The sequence below is a fragment of the Pseudomonas sp. Ors-4-3C genome (assembly GCF_055755035.1).
In genome coordinates this window covers 166,910-182,756 of sequence record NZ_CM146900.1, presented here as the reverse complement: position 1 = coordinate 182,756, position 15,847 = coordinate 166,910, and the positions used below count along the sequence as shown (strand labels likewise).

General features: G+C 61.2%; 15 protein-coding genes. 6 read left to right on the top strand and 9 right to left on the bottom strand.

Going from position 1 to position 15,847, the window contains the following annotated elements; genetic code table 11:
• The first annotated feature begins 96 nt into the window (after positions 1-96).
• From ACVHNU_RS00765 to ACVHNU_RS00755, 3 genes are read left to right on the top strand one after another with little or no spacing between them, the layout of a single operon-like run.
• Positions 97-471, top strand: a complete 375-nt coding sequence (locus ACVHNU_RS00765) for a septal ring lytic transglycosylase RlpA family protein (protein WP_003221651.1) — start codon at positions 97-99, stop codon at positions 469-471.
• A gap of 46 nt (positions 472-517) precedes the next feature.
• Positions 518-1,579 (top strand): calcium/sodium antiporter, encoded by a 1,062-nt coding sequence (locus ACVHNU_RS00760; RefSeq protein WP_003221649.1) that lies wholly within the window; start codon positions 518-520, stop codon positions 1,577-1,579.
• The gene (locus tag ACVHNU_RS00755) at positions 1,576-1,956 is read left to right on the top strand and encodes a carboxymuconolactone decarboxylase family protein (RefSeq protein WP_003221648.1); all 381 of its coding nucleotides are present in this window, start codon (positions 1,576-1,578) and stop codon (positions 1,954-1,956) included. The genes ACVHNU_RS00760 and ACVHNU_RS00755 overlap by 4 nt, the downstream gene beginning before the upstream one ends.
• A gap of 135 nt (positions 1,957-2,091) precedes the next feature.
• On the opposite strand, the gene ACVHNU_RS00750 is transcribed toward ACVHNU_RS00755, so the two are convergent.
• From ACVHNU_RS00750 to kdgD, 5 genes are all read right to left on the bottom strand, one after another.
• Positions 2,092-3,033 (bottom strand): AEC family transporter, encoded by a 942-nt coding sequence (locus ACVHNU_RS00750; protein ID WP_003221646.1) that lies wholly within the window; start codon positions 3,031-3,033, stop codon positions 2,092-2,094.
• A gap of 234 nt (positions 3,034-3,267) precedes the next feature.
• Positions 3,268-4,821: a galactarate dehydratase gene (gene garD / locus ACVHNU_RS00745; RefSeq protein ID WP_473018807.1), complete on the bottom strand. Its 1,554-nt coding sequence runs from the start codon at positions 4,819-4,821 to the stop codon at positions 3,268-3,270.
• Between the two features lie 11 nt (positions 4,822-4,832).
• Complete coding sequence (locus ACVHNU_RS00740; protein WP_003221643.1) at positions 4,833-6,197, bottom strand: MFS transporter; 1,365 nt, start codon at positions 6,195-6,197, stop codon at positions 4,833-4,835.
• Positions 6,198-6,379: 182 nt separating this feature from the next.
• Entirely contained in the window at positions 6,380-7,825 is a 1,446-nt protein-coding gene (locus tag ACVHNU_RS00735) for an aldehyde dehydrogenase family protein (protein WP_473018806.1), read from the bottom strand.
• A 60-nt stretch (positions 7,826-7,885) separates the two neighbouring features.
• Complete coding sequence (kdgD, locus tag ACVHNU_RS00730) at positions 7,886-8,797, bottom strand: 5-dehydro-4-deoxyglucarate dehydratase (protein ID WP_003221638.1); 912 nt, start codon at positions 8,795-8,797, stop codon at positions 7,886-7,888.
• 237 nt (positions 8,798-9,034) lie between these two features.
• Here kdgD and ACVHNU_RS00725 point away from each other — a divergent pair, with 237 nt between their 5' ends.
• The 3 genes from ACVHNU_RS00725 to ACVHNU_RS00715 all read left to right on the top strand — a co-directional run bounded on the left by ACVHNU_RS00725 (position 9,035) and on the right by ACVHNU_RS00715 (position 11,153).
• Positions 9,035-10,339, top strand: a complete 1,305-nt coding sequence (locus tag ACVHNU_RS00725) for a phospholipase (RefSeq protein ID WP_473018805.1) — start codon at positions 9,035-9,037, stop codon at positions 10,337-10,339.
• Positions 10,340-10,350: 11 nt separating this feature from the next.
• Complete coding sequence (locus ACVHNU_RS00720; RefSeq protein ID WP_473018804.1) at positions 10,351-10,539, top strand: hypothetical protein; 189 nt, start codon at positions 10,351-10,353, stop codon at positions 10,537-10,539.
• A gap of 260 nt (positions 10,540-10,799) precedes the next feature.
• Positions 10,800-11,153: a hypothetical protein gene (locus ACVHNU_RS00715; protein WP_262143677.1), complete on the top strand. Its 354-nt coding sequence runs from the start codon at positions 10,800-10,802 to the stop codon at positions 11,151-11,153.
• Positions 11,154-11,157: 4 nt separating this feature from the next.
• Here ACVHNU_RS00715 and ACVHNU_RS00710 read toward each other — a convergent pair whose 3' ends face one another.
• The 4 genes from ACVHNU_RS00710 to ACVHNU_RS00695 all read right to left on the bottom strand — a co-directional run bounded on the left by ACVHNU_RS00710 (position 11,158) and on the right by ACVHNU_RS00695 (position 15,731).
• Positions 11,158-11,904 (bottom strand): FadR/GntR family transcriptional regulator, encoded by a 747-nt coding sequence (locus ACVHNU_RS00710; protein WP_103485926.1) that lies wholly within the window; start codon positions 11,902-11,904, stop codon positions 11,158-11,160.
• Positions 11,905-12,091: 187 nt separating this feature from the next.
• The gene (locus ACVHNU_RS00705) at positions 12,092-13,819 is read right to left on the bottom strand and encodes an ABC transporter ATP-binding protein/permease (protein WP_473018803.1); all 1,728 of its coding nucleotides are present in this window, start codon (positions 13,817-13,819) and stop codon (positions 12,092-12,094) included.
• 96 nt (positions 13,820-13,915) lie between these two features.
• Positions 13,916-14,476, bottom strand: a complete 561-nt coding sequence (locus tag ACVHNU_RS00700; protein ID WP_003221630.1) for a response regulator transcription factor — start codon at positions 14,474-14,476, stop codon at positions 13,916-13,918.
• Positions 14,469-15,731, bottom strand: coding sequence for an ATP-binding protein (locus ACVHNU_RS00695; protein WP_003221626.1), 1,263 nt, complete (start codon positions 15,729-15,731; stop codon positions 14,469-14,471). The genes ACVHNU_RS00700 and ACVHNU_RS00695 overlap by 8 nt, the downstream gene beginning before the upstream one ends.
• Positions 15,732-15,847 lie beyond the last annotated feature (116 nt).

Here is a 15,847-nt window from a genome sequence, read left to right as displayed (position 1 = left end):
CACTCTTCCAGAAAGAATGCGGTTGCCGGTTTTGCGACCGCTTCGCGGCCGAGCGGGAGCAAGCTCCCTCGCCACAATTATTTTGGGAGCTTTCGAATGAAACGCCTGCTCGGCGCGTGCGCCCTGCTCTCCTTGCTCGCCGGTTGCGCCAGCAACGACATCATCGACCCGCACGGTTACGACCAGACCGGGGTCGCCTCCTACTACGGCGCCCAACACCACGGCAAACGCACCGCCAGCGGCGAAGCGTTCAACCAGCATTCCCTGACCGCCGCCCATCGCCAACTGCCATTCGGTACGCGGGTGAAGGTCACCAACCTGAAAAATGACAAATCCTGCGTGGTGCGCATCAACGACCGCGGACCGCATACCCGTGGCCGTCTGATTGATGTTTCACGCGAAGCCGCCGAACAACTCGGTATGCTCGGCAGCGGTACGGCACGGGTTCGCGTGCAGGCCCTCGACGACTGATGGAGCACCCGCCATTTTCGCGCTAGCCGATTTACCGCTGATCAACGTGATCGAACTGCTCAGTGGCCTGCTACTGCTGATCCTCGGCGCCGAACTGATGGTGCGCGCCGCCGTGCGTCTCGCCGCACGCTTGCATGTGCGACCACTGATCATCGGCCTGACCATCGTCGCCCTCGGCAGCAGTGCCCCGCAGATGGCAGTCAGCCTGCAAGCGACCCTCGCGCACAATCCCGACATCGCCGTCGGCAGCGTGATCGGCAGCAGCATCTTCAACATCCTCGTGACCCTCGGCCTGTCGGCACTGATCATTCCGTTACGGGTTTCGCGACAGCTGGTGCGTCTGGATATTCCGCTGATGATCGGCGCCAGTCTGCTGGTGTTCGTCCTCGCCTGGAATGAACAGATCAGCCGCTTCGACGGCGTCCTGCTGCTCGCCGCGCTGGCGTTGTATCTGGGCTTGCTGCTGCGCCAGTCGCGGCACTCGGCGCGCCCGCATTCGGAATTGCCGCAAACCCCGCAGGCACCGTGGCTCAGCAGTCTGCTGATGATCGCTGTCGGGCTGGCGCTGCTGGTGTTCGCCGGGCATTTGCTGCTCGGCGCCGCCGTGGCGGTGGCGACCGATCTGGGCTTCTCCGAGCGGGTGATCGGCCTGACCGTGGTCGCGGTCGGCACCTCGCTGCCGGAACTCGCCACCTCATTGATAGCGGCACTGCGCGGGCAACGCGATATCGCCGTGGGCAACGTGATCGGCGCCAACCTGTTCAATCTGCTGGGAGTGCTCGGTATCACTGCGTTGATCGCGCCGACGCCGTTGTCGGTCTCGCCCAACGCGCTGGATTTCGACTTGCCGGTGATGCTCGGCGTCGCCGCGCTGTGCCTGCCGGTGTTCTATTCCGGCTACCGCGTGACCCGCGCCGAAGGTTTGTTGCTGCTCGGTTTGTACCTGGCTTACGGGCTGCACGTGGTGTCGTTCACCACCGGCATGCCGCTGGCCGGCAAACTGGAAAAGCTGATGCTGTTTTACGTGCTGCCGACGCTGCTGGCGTTCCTGTTGTTCACGTCCGTACGCGCCTGGCGCCGCCAACACCACAAGAGGGATGTGCCATGACCGATTCGCAGAAAACCGGGGTTGAAATCCGCCGTCAGGTAATGGGCGATGCGTTCGTTGATCGCGCGCTGGGCAACGCCACCGAATTTACTCAGCCGTTGCAGGATTTCGTCAATGAGCACGCCTGGGGCGGCGTGTGGAATCGCGAAGGTCTGCCACTGAAAACCCGCAGCCTGATCACCCTCGCCGCGCTGACCGCGTTGAAGTGTCCGCAGGAATTGAAGGGCCACGTGCGGGGTGCGCTGAACAATGGCTGCACGGTCGAGGAGATTCGTGAAGCGTTGCTGCATTGCGCGGTGTACGCCGGTGTGCCGGCGGCGATTGATGCGTTTCGGGCGGCGCAGGAAGTGATCGACAGTTACCAGAAGCCTGAGTGAAAGGACTGACGCCTTCGCGAGCAAGCCCGCTCCCACAGGGTTCTTTGGTGTTGTTGAAATCTGATTAACAACACAAAAACCTGTGGGAGCGGGCTTGCTCGCGAAGAGGCCCGCAGGAGCAACCCGAGTCTCAGGCTAGATCCACCCACCCCACTGCAACAGAAAGATCCCGATATTGGTGGTCACCGCCGCCATCAGCGTGGTCATGACAATGATCGCCGCCGCCAGCTCATGATTGCCCTGCGCCGCGCGGGCCATGACGAAACTGGCTGCCGCCGTCGGGCTGCCGAAGTACAGAAACAGAATACCCAGCTCCGCTCCGCGAAAACCCCACAGCCATGCGCCGAGCGTCGCCAGCAGCGGCAGGCCGATCATCTTCACCAGGCTCGAACTCAGCGCCATGCTGCCGCTCTTGCGCAGCGCCGCCAGTGACAACGTGCCGCCAATGCAGATCAGCGCCAACGGCAAGGTGGTTTGTGCCAGATACTGCCCGGAAGTTTCCAGCCAGCCCGGCAGGCTGATCTTGAACCAGGCAAACGGTGCCGCCGCGATCACGCTGATGATCAACGGATTGCTGAACACGCTTTTGCAGATGCTCCACGGATCGGACTTGATCACCGGGCTGTACACCGCGAGCACGATGGTCGACAGCGTGTTGTAGAACAGGATCACCAGCGCCGCGAGAATCGCCCCGAGGGAAATCCCGTAGTCGCCGTACATGCTCGCCGCCAGCGCCAGACCAATCACCCCGTTGTTGCCGCGAAACGCACCCTGGGTGTAGATGCCGCGATCTTCACGCGGGCACTTGATGATCGCCCAACCCCAGGCCAGGGCAAAACTCGCCAGCGTGGCGAGCGCAAAATAGATCAGCAGCGCCGGTTGCAGCGCGGCGTGCAGATCCGCATGCAGAATCCCCAGAAACAGCAGCGCCGGCATGCTCACGTTGAACACCAGCGCCGAGGCCGTGTGGATAAAGTTGTCGTTGATCCACTCGATACGCTTGAGCAACACCCCGAGGAACAGCATGGCGAACACCGGCGCGGTGATATTCAGGGTGTCGAGGAAGATTGCCAGCATGCCGGGGGAGCCTTTGGGTGAGCGTCGTCAGGGCTTAATGATAAGCCAGCGAGTCCTCCGGCGTCTGTCAGATTGCCTTCGCGAGCAAGCTCGCTCCCACAGAAACACCACAGATCCAATGTGGGAGCGGTCACACCTGTGGCGAGGGAGCTTGCTCCCGCTGGGTCGCGAAGCGGCCCCAAATAGAGGGGACTGCTTTGCAGTCCAGCGGGAGCAAGCTCCCTCGCCACAGGGTCAGGTAATCGGCGCCGGATTGAACAGGGTGATGTCGTTATGCAGCTTGTGCTTCTCCGCCCAGGTCTGCTGCTTGCCGCTCGCCACCTCCAGGTAATAGTGGAACAACTCCCACCCCAACTCCTCGATCGACGCGCGCCCGGTGGCGATCCGTCCGGCATCGATGTCGATCAGATCCGGCCAGCGCTGCGCCAGTTCGGTCCGGGTCGAGACCTTGACCACCGGCGCCATCGCCAGGCCATACGGCGTGCCACGCCCGGTGGTGAACACATGCAGGTTCATCCCCGCTGCCAACTGCAAGGTGCCGCAGACAAAATCACTCGCCGGTGTTGCGCAGAAGATCAGGCCCTTGCGCTTGAAACGCTCGCCAGGGCCGAGCACGCCGTTGATCGCGCTGCTACCGGATTTGACGATCGAACCCAGGGACTTCTCGACAATGTTCGACAACCCGCCCTTCTTGTTACCCGGCGTGGTGTTGGCGCTGCGATCCGCTTCGCCCTTGGCCAGATAGCGGTCGTACCAGTCCATCTCGCGCACCAGTTCCTGCGCCACGGTCTTGGTCTCGGCACGGGAGGTCAGCAGATAGATTGCATCGCGCACTTCGGTGACTTCGGAAAACATCACCGTCGCTCCTGCGCGCAGCAGCAAGTCCGAGGCATAACCCAGCGCCGGGTTGGCGGTGATTCCGGAGAACGCATCGCTGCCGCCGCACTGCATGCCGAGGATCAGCTCCGACGCCGGCACGGTTTCGCGGCGGCGCTGGTCGAGCTTCTTCAAACGGACTTCAGCCAGCGCCATGATCTGCTCGATCATCTCGGTAAAACCGTGGCTGGAATCCTGCAAGCGATAGAGCCACGGCTCGCTGAGATCCACCGAGGCGTCGTCCTCGTGCATCACCTGTCCGGCCTGCAATTTCTCGCAGCCCAGACTGATCACCAACGCTTCGCCGCCGAGGTTCGGGTTGCGCGCCAGATTGCGCACGGTGCGGATCGGGATGTAGGCATCGGTGGCGGTGATCGCTACGCCACAACCGTAACTGTGGGTCAGCGCCACCACGTCATCGACGTGCGGGTATTTCGGCAGCAGTTCGTCCTTGATGCGTTTCACCGCATGATCGAGCACACCGGTCACGCACTGCACGGTGGTGGTGATCCCGAGGATGTTGCGCGTACCGACGGTGCCGTCGGCGTTGCGGTAACCCTCAAAGGTGAAACCTTCCAGCGGTGCCTGCGCGGCCGGCACTTCGGTGGACAGCGGCAGGCTGTCCAGCGGCGGCGCGGTCGGCATGCGCAGTTGATCTTCCTTGACCCAACTGCCGCGTGGAATCGGCTGCAACGCGTAGCCGATGGTCTGACCGTAGCGAATCACCTGACCGCCCTCGGGAATGTCTTCGAGGGTGACCTTGTGGCTCTGCGGCACAAAATCCACGGTCACCAGACCGTCCGGGAATTCGGTGCCGGCCGCTACGCCCTGGTCGTTGACCACAATCACTACGTTGTCCCGCTCGTGCAGGCGGATGTAGCGCGGCGAGTCGGAATGTTCAATCAACTGCATGACGCCGCTCCTCAGGAATGCGCTTGAGACAATTTGCCGGTGATTTCAGAACCACCGTTGGTTGGCGGCTCTTTGAGCACCACACGTTTGATCGGACCGACGATCACCAGGTAGCTGAACACCGCGACCAGTGCGTTGGCGCCGACGAACACCAGTGCCCACTTGAACGAACCGGTGGAGCTGATGATGTAGCCAATCACGATCGGTGTGGTGATCGACGCGATGTTGCCGAACATGTTGAACAAGCCACCACTGAGGCCGGCGATCTGTTTCGGCGAAGTGTCGGAAACCACTGCCCAGCCCAGCGCACCCACGCCTTTGCCGAAGAACGCCAGGGCCATGAAGCCGACCACCATCCATTCGATGTCCACGTAATTGCAGGCGACGATGCTGCTCGACACCAGCAGACCGCCGATGATCGGTGCCTTGCGGGCGAAGGTCAGCGAGTGCCCTTTGCGCAGCAGGTAATCGGAAATCACCCCGCCGAGTACGCCGCCGATGAAGCCGCAGATCGCCGGCAACGAGGCGATGAAACCCGCCTTGAGAATGGTCATGCCGCGCTCCTGCACCAGGTACACCGGGAACCAGGTCAGGAAGAAATAAGTGATGCCGTTGATGCAGTACTGGCCCAGGTAAACGCCGAGCATCATGCGGTTGGTCAGCAACTGGCGAATGTAATCCCACTTCGGCCCGTCCGACTTTTTGCCTTGCTTCTGATCCATGTCGACCATGCCGCCGTTGTCGGCGATGAACTGCACTTCGGCGTCGTTGGCCATCGGGTGCTGGCGCGGGCTGTGGATAACCTTGAGCCAGATCAGCGAGAAGACAATGCCGAAACCGCCCATGACGATGAACACGTGTTCCCAGCCAAAGGTATAGACAATCCAGCCCATCAGCGGCGCGAACAGCACCGTGGCGAAGTATTGCGCCGAGTTGAAAATCGCCGAAGCGGTGCCACGTTCAGCAGTCGGGAACCACGCTGCGACAATTCGAGCGTTGCCGGGGAACGACGGCGCTTCGGCCAGGCCCACCAGAAAGCGCAGCATGAACAGCGCAACAATCGCCGTGGACATGCCGAACTCACCGACAAAGCCCTGCAGCACGGTGAACAGCGACCAGCAGAAGATGCTCAGGGCATAGACTTTTTTCGAGCCGAAGCGATCGAGCAGCCAGCCACCGGGGATCTGCCCGGCCACGTAGGCCCAACCGAAGGCGGAGAAGATATAACCGAGGGTGACCGCGTCGATGCCGAGGTCTTTTTGCAGGCTGGAACCGGCGATGGCGATGGTCGCGCGGTCGGCGTAGTTGATCGTGGTCACCAGGAACAACATGAGCAGGATCAAATAGCGGACGTGAGTCGGCTTGGACGGTTGCATGTAGATGTACTCCCACTGATTATTTTTATGCGCGGGTGAATCTGTTGTGCTGCATGTATTCCCTGTAGGAGCTGCCGCAGGCTGCGATCTTTTGATCTTGCTTTGAAGATCAGGATCAAAAGATCGCAGCCTTCGGCAGCTCCTACAGGGGTGCGGTGCCAGGGTCGACACCGCATGTTCCTTCAGGAACCGATGTAGCTGGTCTTCACGACCGTGTAGAACTCTTGTGCATAGCGGCCTTGCTCACGTGAGCCATAGGATGAACCCTTACGGCCACCGAACGGAACGTGGTAATCGACACCGGCGGTCGGCAGGTTGACCATGACCATCCCGGCCTGCGAATGACGCTTGAAGTGGTTGGCGTACTTCAGCGACGTGGTGGCGATACCGGCGGACAAGCCGAACTCAGTGTCGTTGGCCATCGCCAGCGCTGCCTCGTAATCGGCCACGCGAACGATGTTGGCCACCGGACCGAAAATCTCTTCACGGCTGATGCGCATCGACGCCTCGCTGTCGGCAAACAGCGTTGGCGCGAGGAAGTAGCCTTCGGTGTCGCAGGTCACCAGACCACCACCGCTGACCAGACGTGCACCTTCGCTCTGACCGATGTCGATGTACTTCAGGTCCTGTTCCAGTTGCGCCTGGGAAACCACCGGGCCGATGTCGGTGCCGGATTTCAGCGCATGGCCAACCTTGATCGACTGCATGCGCTCGGCCATGGCTTCGACGAACTTGTCGTGAATCCCGGCGGTGACGATCAGGCGGCTCGACGCCGTGCAACGCTGGCCGGTGGAGTAAAACGCGCTCTGCACCGACAGCTCGACCGCTTGCTTGAGATCGGCGTCGTCGAGAATGATCTGCGGGTTTTTGCCGCCCATTTCCAGCTGTACCTTGGCCTGACGCGAGACACAGTTGACCGCGATCTGCCGGCCCACGCCGACCGAACCGGTGAAGCTGATGCCATCGACTTTCGGGCTGTTGACCAGCGCTTCGCCAACCACCCGCCCGCTGCCCATCACCAGGTTGAACACGCCAGCGGGGAAGCCTGCGCGGGAGATGATTTCCGCCAGCGCCCAGGCGCAGCCCGGCACCAGGTCCGCCGGTTTCAAGACCACGCAGTTGCCGTAGGCCAGGGCCGGGGCGATCTTCCATGCCGGGATCGCAATCGGGAAGTTCCACGGGGTGATCAGGCCGACCACGCCGAGGGCTTCGCGGGTCACTTCGACGTTGACGCCCGGACGCACCGACGGCACGTAATCGCCGGACAGACGCAGGCATTCACCGGCGAAAAACTTGAAGATGTTGCCGGCGCGGGTCACTTCGCCGATGGCTTCGGGCAGGGTCTTGCCCTCCTCCCGGGCCAGCAGGGTGCCGAGTTCTTCGCGACGGGCGAGGATTTCCGTGCCGACTTTATCCAGCGCATCGTGACGGGCCTGAATACCGGACGTCGACCACGCCGGGAACGCGGCACGGGCGGCATCGATGGCGGCGTGAACCTGAGTCAGGTCAGCCTTGGCGTAGTCGCCGATGGTGTCGCTCAACTCGGACGGGTTGATGTTCGCCGAGTAATCGGCACCGGCGACCCATTCACCGTTGATGTAGTTGTCGTAACGCTTGGAATCAGCCACAGAAAATTCTCCTCTCTACGCAAAAGCCGCTGATTGCTCAGCGGCCTTGTGGGTCGGTGTTTATTGCGCGCCTTGCTTGTCGATCAGCGCGGCGAGCATTTCGAATTCTTCGCCGGTCAGGTCGGTCAGCGGCGCCCGCACCGGGCCTGCGTCATAGCCGGCAATCTTGGCCCCGGCCTTGACGATGCTCACGGCGTAACCGGCTTTGCGGTTGCGGATGTCGAGGTACGGCAGGAAGAAGTCGTCGATGATCTTGCCGACGGTGGCGTGATCGTCGCGGGCAATCGCGTGGTAGAAGTCCATCGCGGTTTTCGGGATGAAGTTGAACACCGCCGACGAGTAAACCGGCACGCCCAGCGCCTTGTAGGCGGCGGCGTAGACTTCAGCGGTCGGCAGGCCGCCGAGGTAGCTGAAGCGATCGCCGAGGCGACGACGGATCGACACCATCAGCTCGATATCGCCCAGACCGTCCTTGTAGCCGATCAGGTTCGGGCAGCGCTCGGCCAGACGTTCCAGCAGTGGCGCGGTCAGGCGGCAGACGTTGCGGTTGTAGACCACCACGCCGATGTTCACCGATTTGCACACCGCTTCAACGTGGGCGGCAACACCGTCCTGGCTGGCTTCGGTCAGGTAGTGCGGCAGCAGCAACAGGCCTTTGGCGCCCAGACGCTCGGCTTCCTGAGCGTACTCGATGGCTTGACGGGTCGAACCGCCGACACCGGCCAGAATTGGCACGCTGGTGGCGCAGGTGTCGACCGCGGTCTTGATGATTTCCGAGTATTCGCTGGCTGCCAGGGAGAAGAACTCACCGGTGCCACCGGCGGCGAACAGTGCCGAAGCGCCATACGGAGCCAGCCATTCCAGACGCTTGATATAGCTGGCGCGGTTGAAATCGCCCTGGGCGTTGAAATCGGTGACCGGGAACGACAACAGACCGGCGGAGAGGATGGACTTCAGTTCTTGTGGATTCATTTTTCGAACACCCTGGGTAGCAACATTTTTTGTGAGTTTTATGATTCAGCCAGCGCTGAAGTTGTAGGTCATCGTACAACTTAAAAGACAACCGTCAACTGCATTTCATCGTTGCCAGACGCTTTTTGTCGGACAAGATCCCTTCTTGACGTAGGAAAAATCTGGTCTAGGCTCGATCAAGCTGTATATCTATACAGTTAAAAATAAATCCACCGACGGCATATCAAGGAGCAAGAAATGTCCGGACCGCACCCAAACCCACAGGAAAGACCCAAGCCGCTGATCGCTCGTTTCGATGATCTTTTCACGGAAAACGGCATCCACTTCAGCGCCGACAATCCGCATCTGGTGTTGCACATCGCCGACGCCCACAGCGATGTTGAACCGCTAAGCGCCCTGCCAGGCAACACCCTCAAAGGCAAGCCCAAACTGCGCTTCGAAGGTGGCGAACACACGGCCATCGGCGACAACACCCTGCTGCGCCTTGCTGAAAACGCTGAACCGATCCGCGCGCAAAACGTGCCCTTGCACCTGCCCAACGGCCTCGCGCTGACCTACGGTCAGGTGCTGGCGCTGGGCGGTGATTTCTACGGCGTGGTTGATCGACCGATCAACGAAGGTGCGACCCCGGCCGATCGACTGAACCGGTTCAATGCCGCCTTCGACTCCCTCGCAGTACTGCCGGCCTCGCGCGTCGAGGCCACGCAGATTCTCGCGGTCATGCAAAAAGAGATCGACGCGGTTAAAAAAGCGATCCAGGACGGTAAACCGGCTCACGAAGCTTACGATGCACTGGGAGATACGTTGTCCGAAGAGTGGAACAAGATTACCGGTGGCGGCAGTTTCGTCTCCGCGCTGATCCCGCTCGGGCGTTATCTGAAACTGGCGGCGAACAACGCCGACCACTTCGGCGAATGGGCGAGACTGGCCTATATCGCCGGTCACACCGCCGCCCTGCAAACCGCCATCGCCGCCCGCGCCAGTCAGGATAAACAGCAACTGGAGCGCGCCTACGCGATGAACGCGTTTGCCGACCACTTCCTCACCGACCTGTTCTCATCCGGCCACTTGCGAGTACCGCGCAAGGAGCTTGCCGCGGTGGTGACCCCGAGCGATCTGGGTTCACTGATCACCCGTTTCATGCACGACGAGGACAGCAAATTCGGCCTCAAGGTGGGTAACGCCCATGGCGATCAATGGCGCGCGTACGGCGACAAGCGCTACTTCGAAGCCAGCGACGCGGACAACCGCACCCAGGTCAATCTGGCGGTGCAGGCCTCGGCGGATGAGGTGTTTGCCGCTTACTTGAGCGGCACGCTGCCCGCCCCGTCCACATTCGCCGCACTGCAACGCGTGCCCGACCTGACGGCGTTGCTGAATATTTCCAATAACTTCGCGCCGCTGTTCCGCGTCGAGGGCGGCAAAGTCTTGCGCCGCAAAGATGTGAACAACCTCAACGACACCGCCACCGTCGACAACTGGTGGGGCTGGAGCACCTACCTGCTGCTCAAGGACTATCACCCGAGCGGCAACGTCAATTAAGGAGAATGGGCATGACGATCAAATTGAAACTGGAACTGGCGTCGGGGCAATCGCTGCAAGGGGCGCCGCTGGAGTTGCTGGCCGATGGCAAGCCGATTGCGCGGGGGGTCGTGGATCAATCAGGCGAGGTGGCGTTTACTGCCAAGCCGGGTAAAGCGAAACTGGCGGTGAGGGTGGATCGTTCGATATTGTCGCGCTGAATTCACGGGCCCCTTCGCGAGCAAGCCCGCTCCCACAGTTGAAATGCATTCCAGAGTGGGCGCGGGCTTGCTCGCGAAAGCGCTGTGTCGTTGCATGAATCAGCGGCTTACCGTTCGTCGAAACTGGTATTTCTTACAGGTGCCGGCGTAATCCGCTTCCGGCTTCAATGTTCAAGGAGTTAACGAACCGGCTCCACCAGGTAACGCCGTAATCAGCTTGCCTTCAAACGGTTTGATGGATATTGAAACGGAGTTTGATCATGACTGCACAAGCTAAAGCTTTGGCTGCGCCAAGTCTCAGGGAAGCAGAAGACGGAAAACTTTATGTTGGCAAACTGACGGGAGCCGCCCACGGAGAAGTGCCGCCATCCCCTCATGCATCTGTCGGTGACCGAATTACTTTTTATGTAGTGACCACCTCCGGTAACACGTGGCAAGACCATCACGTACTGACTGCGCCCGAGTTAGGAAAGCCAATCACTTTCTCAATCCCCAAAGATGTTTTTGAAAAGAAACTGACTCCCGAAGCGACTGCCGATCTCCACTACATCACTAAACGTCTCAATCAGGCGCCTGAGCAATCACCGCCTCTGAGCATTAAACTGGAGCTGTAACCTTTCACCCCTGCGCCTGCGCCTCTTCATGGGCCTGGCGCAGTCTCTCGCGGCTGTTGGTCAAGTGCAGACGCATCGCCGCCCGCGCCGCATCTGCATCCTGACGGGCAATCGCTTCGTAGATTTCCTCGTGTTCCCGGCTCAGGCGGTTCATGTAGTGCTGCTGATCGTCATGCGCAAGGCGCGCAGAATTCAGCCGCGTACGCGGAATGATGCTGGTGCCCAGGTGGGTCATGATGTCGGTGAAATAGCGGTTGCCGGTGGACAGGGCGATTTCCAGATGGAAGGCGAAGTCCGAGGCCACCGCGTCGCTGGCGTGGGCCACGCTGTCGTTCAGCGCATCGAGGGCCGCTCGCATGGTCGCCAGTTGCTCCGGGCTGCGGCGTTGCGCGGCGAGGCCGGCGGACTCCACTTCCAGGCTGATGCGCAATTCGAGAATCGCCAGCACATCACGCAAGGTGACAACCGTCGCCGGGTCGATGCGAAAACCGCTCGGGCTCGGGGTGTCCAGCACAAAGGTGCCGATGCCATGGCGGGTTTCCACCTGGCCGGCGGCCTGCAAGCGGGAAATCGCCTCGCGCACCACGGTGCGGCTGACGCCATGTTCCTGCATGATCGCCGACTCGGTAGGCAGCTTGTCGCCGCGCTTGAGCAGACCGTCGCGGATCTGCTCGGTCAGCACCGTCACCAGCTCCTGGGCGAGGCTGCGGCGCTTGCGCGGGAGGCGTGGGGTGTCGATCGGGTTTTCCATGGTCTACGTCTGGTCTCGAAATTCGGCTTGGTGGGCATCATAGCGCAGGCGGGTTGTACGATCACTTACCACGCGTAACCCCTGTGGGAGCGGGCTTGCTCGCGAAGGCGGTGCGCCAGGCAACCGATTTGTCGACTGAATGGACGCCTTCGCGAGCAAGCCCGCTCCCACTGGGGAATGGTGGTGATCAGGCGGTCACGGCCTGCTCCACCAGATGCCCGCTGTCGATGCGCACATGGCGTGGATGGAAGCGTTTGAGGCTGCTGCGGTGGCCGACACTGACGATGCTCAGCCCCGGCAATTGATCGATCAGCGCCTGATACAGCGTCGCCTCATCTTCTTCATCCATCGCCGACGTCGCTTCGTCCATGTACAGCCATTGCGGTGCGTAAAGCATGGCGCGGGCGAAGGCCAGACGTTGCTGTTCACCCGGTGACAGCATGCGCTGCCAGTGATTGGCTTCGTCCAGTCGGCCGACCAGATGCGGCAGTCGGCAGATTTCCAGCACCTCGACGTAGCGCTCCGGCGCGTAGGTGTCGCCCGGTTGTGGATAACTCAACGCCTCGCGCAGGGTGCCGATCGGCAGATACGGCTTCTGCGGCAAAAACAGATAACGCGCCGCCGGCAAGCGGATGTTGCCGTGGCCCGCCGGCCACAAATGCCCCATCGCCCGCAGCAAGGTCGATTTACCGCTGCCGGAGCGGCCGCTGAGCATCACCCGCTCGCCCGGCTCCACCGTCATGTCGGCATTGGTCAACAGGTGACGACCGTCGGCCAGATCCAGACCGAGGTTGTGCACTTTCAACTCACGGCCCTGATTCTGCACGTCGATGGCCGGGGTGCGCTGTTCGTTATCGGTCATAGCCTGACGGAAACTCAGCAGACGATCACAGGTGGCGCGCCAGGACGCGAGGCTCTGGTAAGCGCTGATGAACCAGCTGAAGCTCTCCTGGACGTTGCCGAATGCCGAGCTGATCTGCATCAACTCGCCAAGTTCGATCTTGCCGGCGAGGTAACGCGGCGACGCAACGATAAACGGGAAAATGATCGCAGCCTGGCTGTAACCGGCAGTGAAGAACGTCAGGCGCTTGGACACTTTCATGATGTCCCAGAAGTTATGCCAGACATTGCCGAAGCGCCCGCTCAAACGACGATTTTCGTTCGGCTCGCCGTTGTACAACGCAATGCTCTCGGCATTTTCGCGAATCCGCACCATGGAAAAACGCAGGTCGGCTTCAAAGCGTTGTTGTTGGTTGTTCAGGCCGATCAAGCGACGACCGATCAGGTGCGTCAGCCAGCTGCCCACCACGGCGTAGACCAGCACGCACCAGAACATGTAGCCGGGAATGGTGATGCCATAGACTTCGATACTGCCCGACACGCCCCACAAAATGATCGAGAACGACACCAGGCTGACAATATTGCGCAGCAGGCCGATCCCCAGTTCAAGGGTATTGGAGGTGAAGTTGTTGAGGTCTTCGGAAATCCGCTGGTCCGGGTTGTCGGTGTAACCGCCCTGCTCCAGCTGGTAGTAATTCTTGTCGGCGAGCCAACGGGAGAAATGCTTTTCGGTGAGCCAGGCGCGCCAGCGAATCGTCAGCATCTGGGTCAGATAGAGCCTGTACACTGCGCCGATAATCGCCACGGCCGCAATGCCGCAAAAGTACAGAATCAAGCGCCAAAACGCCGCTTCATCCTTCTTTTGCAGGGCGTTGTAGAAGTCCTTGTACCAGGTGTTGAACCACACCGAGATGCCCACGCTCAGCAACGAGAGCGCGATCACCGCAATCAGCAGCGTCCAGGCCTTGCCCTTCTCTTCACTGCGCCAGTAAGGCGTGATGATCGCCCACACCTTGCGAAAAAACTGCCCGCGCACAGCATCGTTGACCGCGGAATATTCAGCGTTCTGATTCATGGAAAAGGCTCGATAAAGAAAAGAACAGACACGCACCGATCATAGTTGATCGGTGCGCGTTATCGCGAGAGCTGGCGATGGCCGTTCAGCGCAGGTTCAGCGACGAACCGGACGCTTCTGCAGTTTGCGCTGCAGGGTGCGGCGGTGCATGCCCAGGGCGCGGGCAGTGGCGGAGATGTTGCCTTCGTGCTCGGTCAGCACACGCTGGATGTGCTCCCACTGCAGACGGTCAACCGACATCGGGTTTTCCGGCACCAGGCTGTCGAGGTCGGCGTGCTCGGAGAGCAGCGCGGCCAGTACGTCGTCGGCGTCGGCCGGTTTGCACAAGTAGTTGCAGGCGCCGCGCTTGATCGCTTCGACCGCGGTGGCAATGCTCGAATAACCGGTGAGGATCACCACGCGCATTTCCGGGTCCAGTTCCAGCAGCTTGGGCAGCAGCACCAGGCCGGAGTCGCCGTCCATTTTCAGGTCGAGCGCGGCGTAGTCCGGCAGGTCGGCCTGGGCGATGGTCAGGCCTTCCTCGGCGGAACCGGCGGTGCTGACGCGAAAGCCACGACGGGCCATGGCACGGGCCATCACTCGGGTGAAGGTCGCGTCGTCGTCGACCAGCAGCAAATGCGGCAGTTCTTCGCCTTCGACTTGGATTTCGTCACTCATGTTGGTCTCCTCGGGCGCCGTGGGGCAGACGCAGCTCGGTGAGCGTGCCGCCTTCCTCATGACTATAGAGTTTCACTGAGCCGCCGGCGCGTGTCACGCTGGCCTTGCTCAAAAACAGGCCCAGGCCGAAACCTTTGCCCTTGGTGGTAAAAAACGGTTTGCCGATCTGCTCGGCGATGGCCAGCGGCACACCGGCGCCGTGGTCACGAATGCTGATGGTCACGGTTTCCGCGTCCCAGTCCAGGGTGACCTGGAGATTTTCCGGGCAGGCGTCGGCGGCGTTGTTCAGCAGGTTGAGCAGCGCCTGGGTCAGATCCGGTGGCGGCGCCATGCGCGGCACGCTGCCCTGGCCGAGACGCTGGAAACGGTAACTGGCTTCCGGACGCATCAGGTGCCAGCGGTTCAGCGCTTCGTCGAGCCATTGGGTGACGTCCTGCATCTCCACGGCCATACGGCGGTTGGCCTCGGCGGCGCGCACCAATTGTTGCAGGGTCTCTTTGCACAGCTTGACCTGATCCTGCAGCACCTTCAGATCGTCCTGCAACATCGCGTCGGGATGATCCTGCTGCATCTCCTTGAGCAACACACTCATGGTCGCCAGCGGCGTGCCGAGTTCATGCGCGGCGCCGGCCGCCTGGGTGGCGACAGCCAGCAATTGCTGATCGCGCAGGCCTTCTTCGCGACGAATCGCGCGCAATTCTTCCTGACGACGCAGCTCTTCCGCCATGCGCGCAGCGAAAAACGTGATCACCGCAGCGGCCAGCGCGAAGCTCAGCCACATGCCGTAGATCTGCAGGTTCTCGCGGGCCACCGGCAGGGTTTCCAGCGGGTAGAAACGCGTGAGCATCACGGTGTACAGCGCCAGCGCGATACCCGACAGAATCACCGAATAACGCCACGGCAGCGTCACCGCCGCGATGGTCAGCGGCACCAGATAATAGGAAACGAACGGGTTGGTCGAACCGCCGGAGAAATACAGCAACGCACTGTGGATCACCAGATCGCAGGCCAGTTGCAGGGCGTATTCGAGTTCAGTCACCGGCCATGAAGTACGCAGGCGCACGGCGGTGAACACACACAGCAGAATCGAGCAGCCAAGGGTCATCGCCAGTTGCACCCACGGCAACGGCAGCAGTTGCAGCCAGTAGGCCAGGCCTACGGAGCCGGCCTGCGCGGCGAGCACCAGGGTGCGGATAAAAGTCAGCCGCCAGAGGTTCTGGCGAGTGGCGGAAGTCAGTTGTACGGGGGCGAGCATGAGCTCTCCTGATGAGCGCTCCAGGCGGATCGCACGGAGTATAACCAAGCCACGGCTTTGAGAGGCGAAAGTGCGGCAAATGACCACATGGCGTTGCCGGAAAATTGGTCTACCCC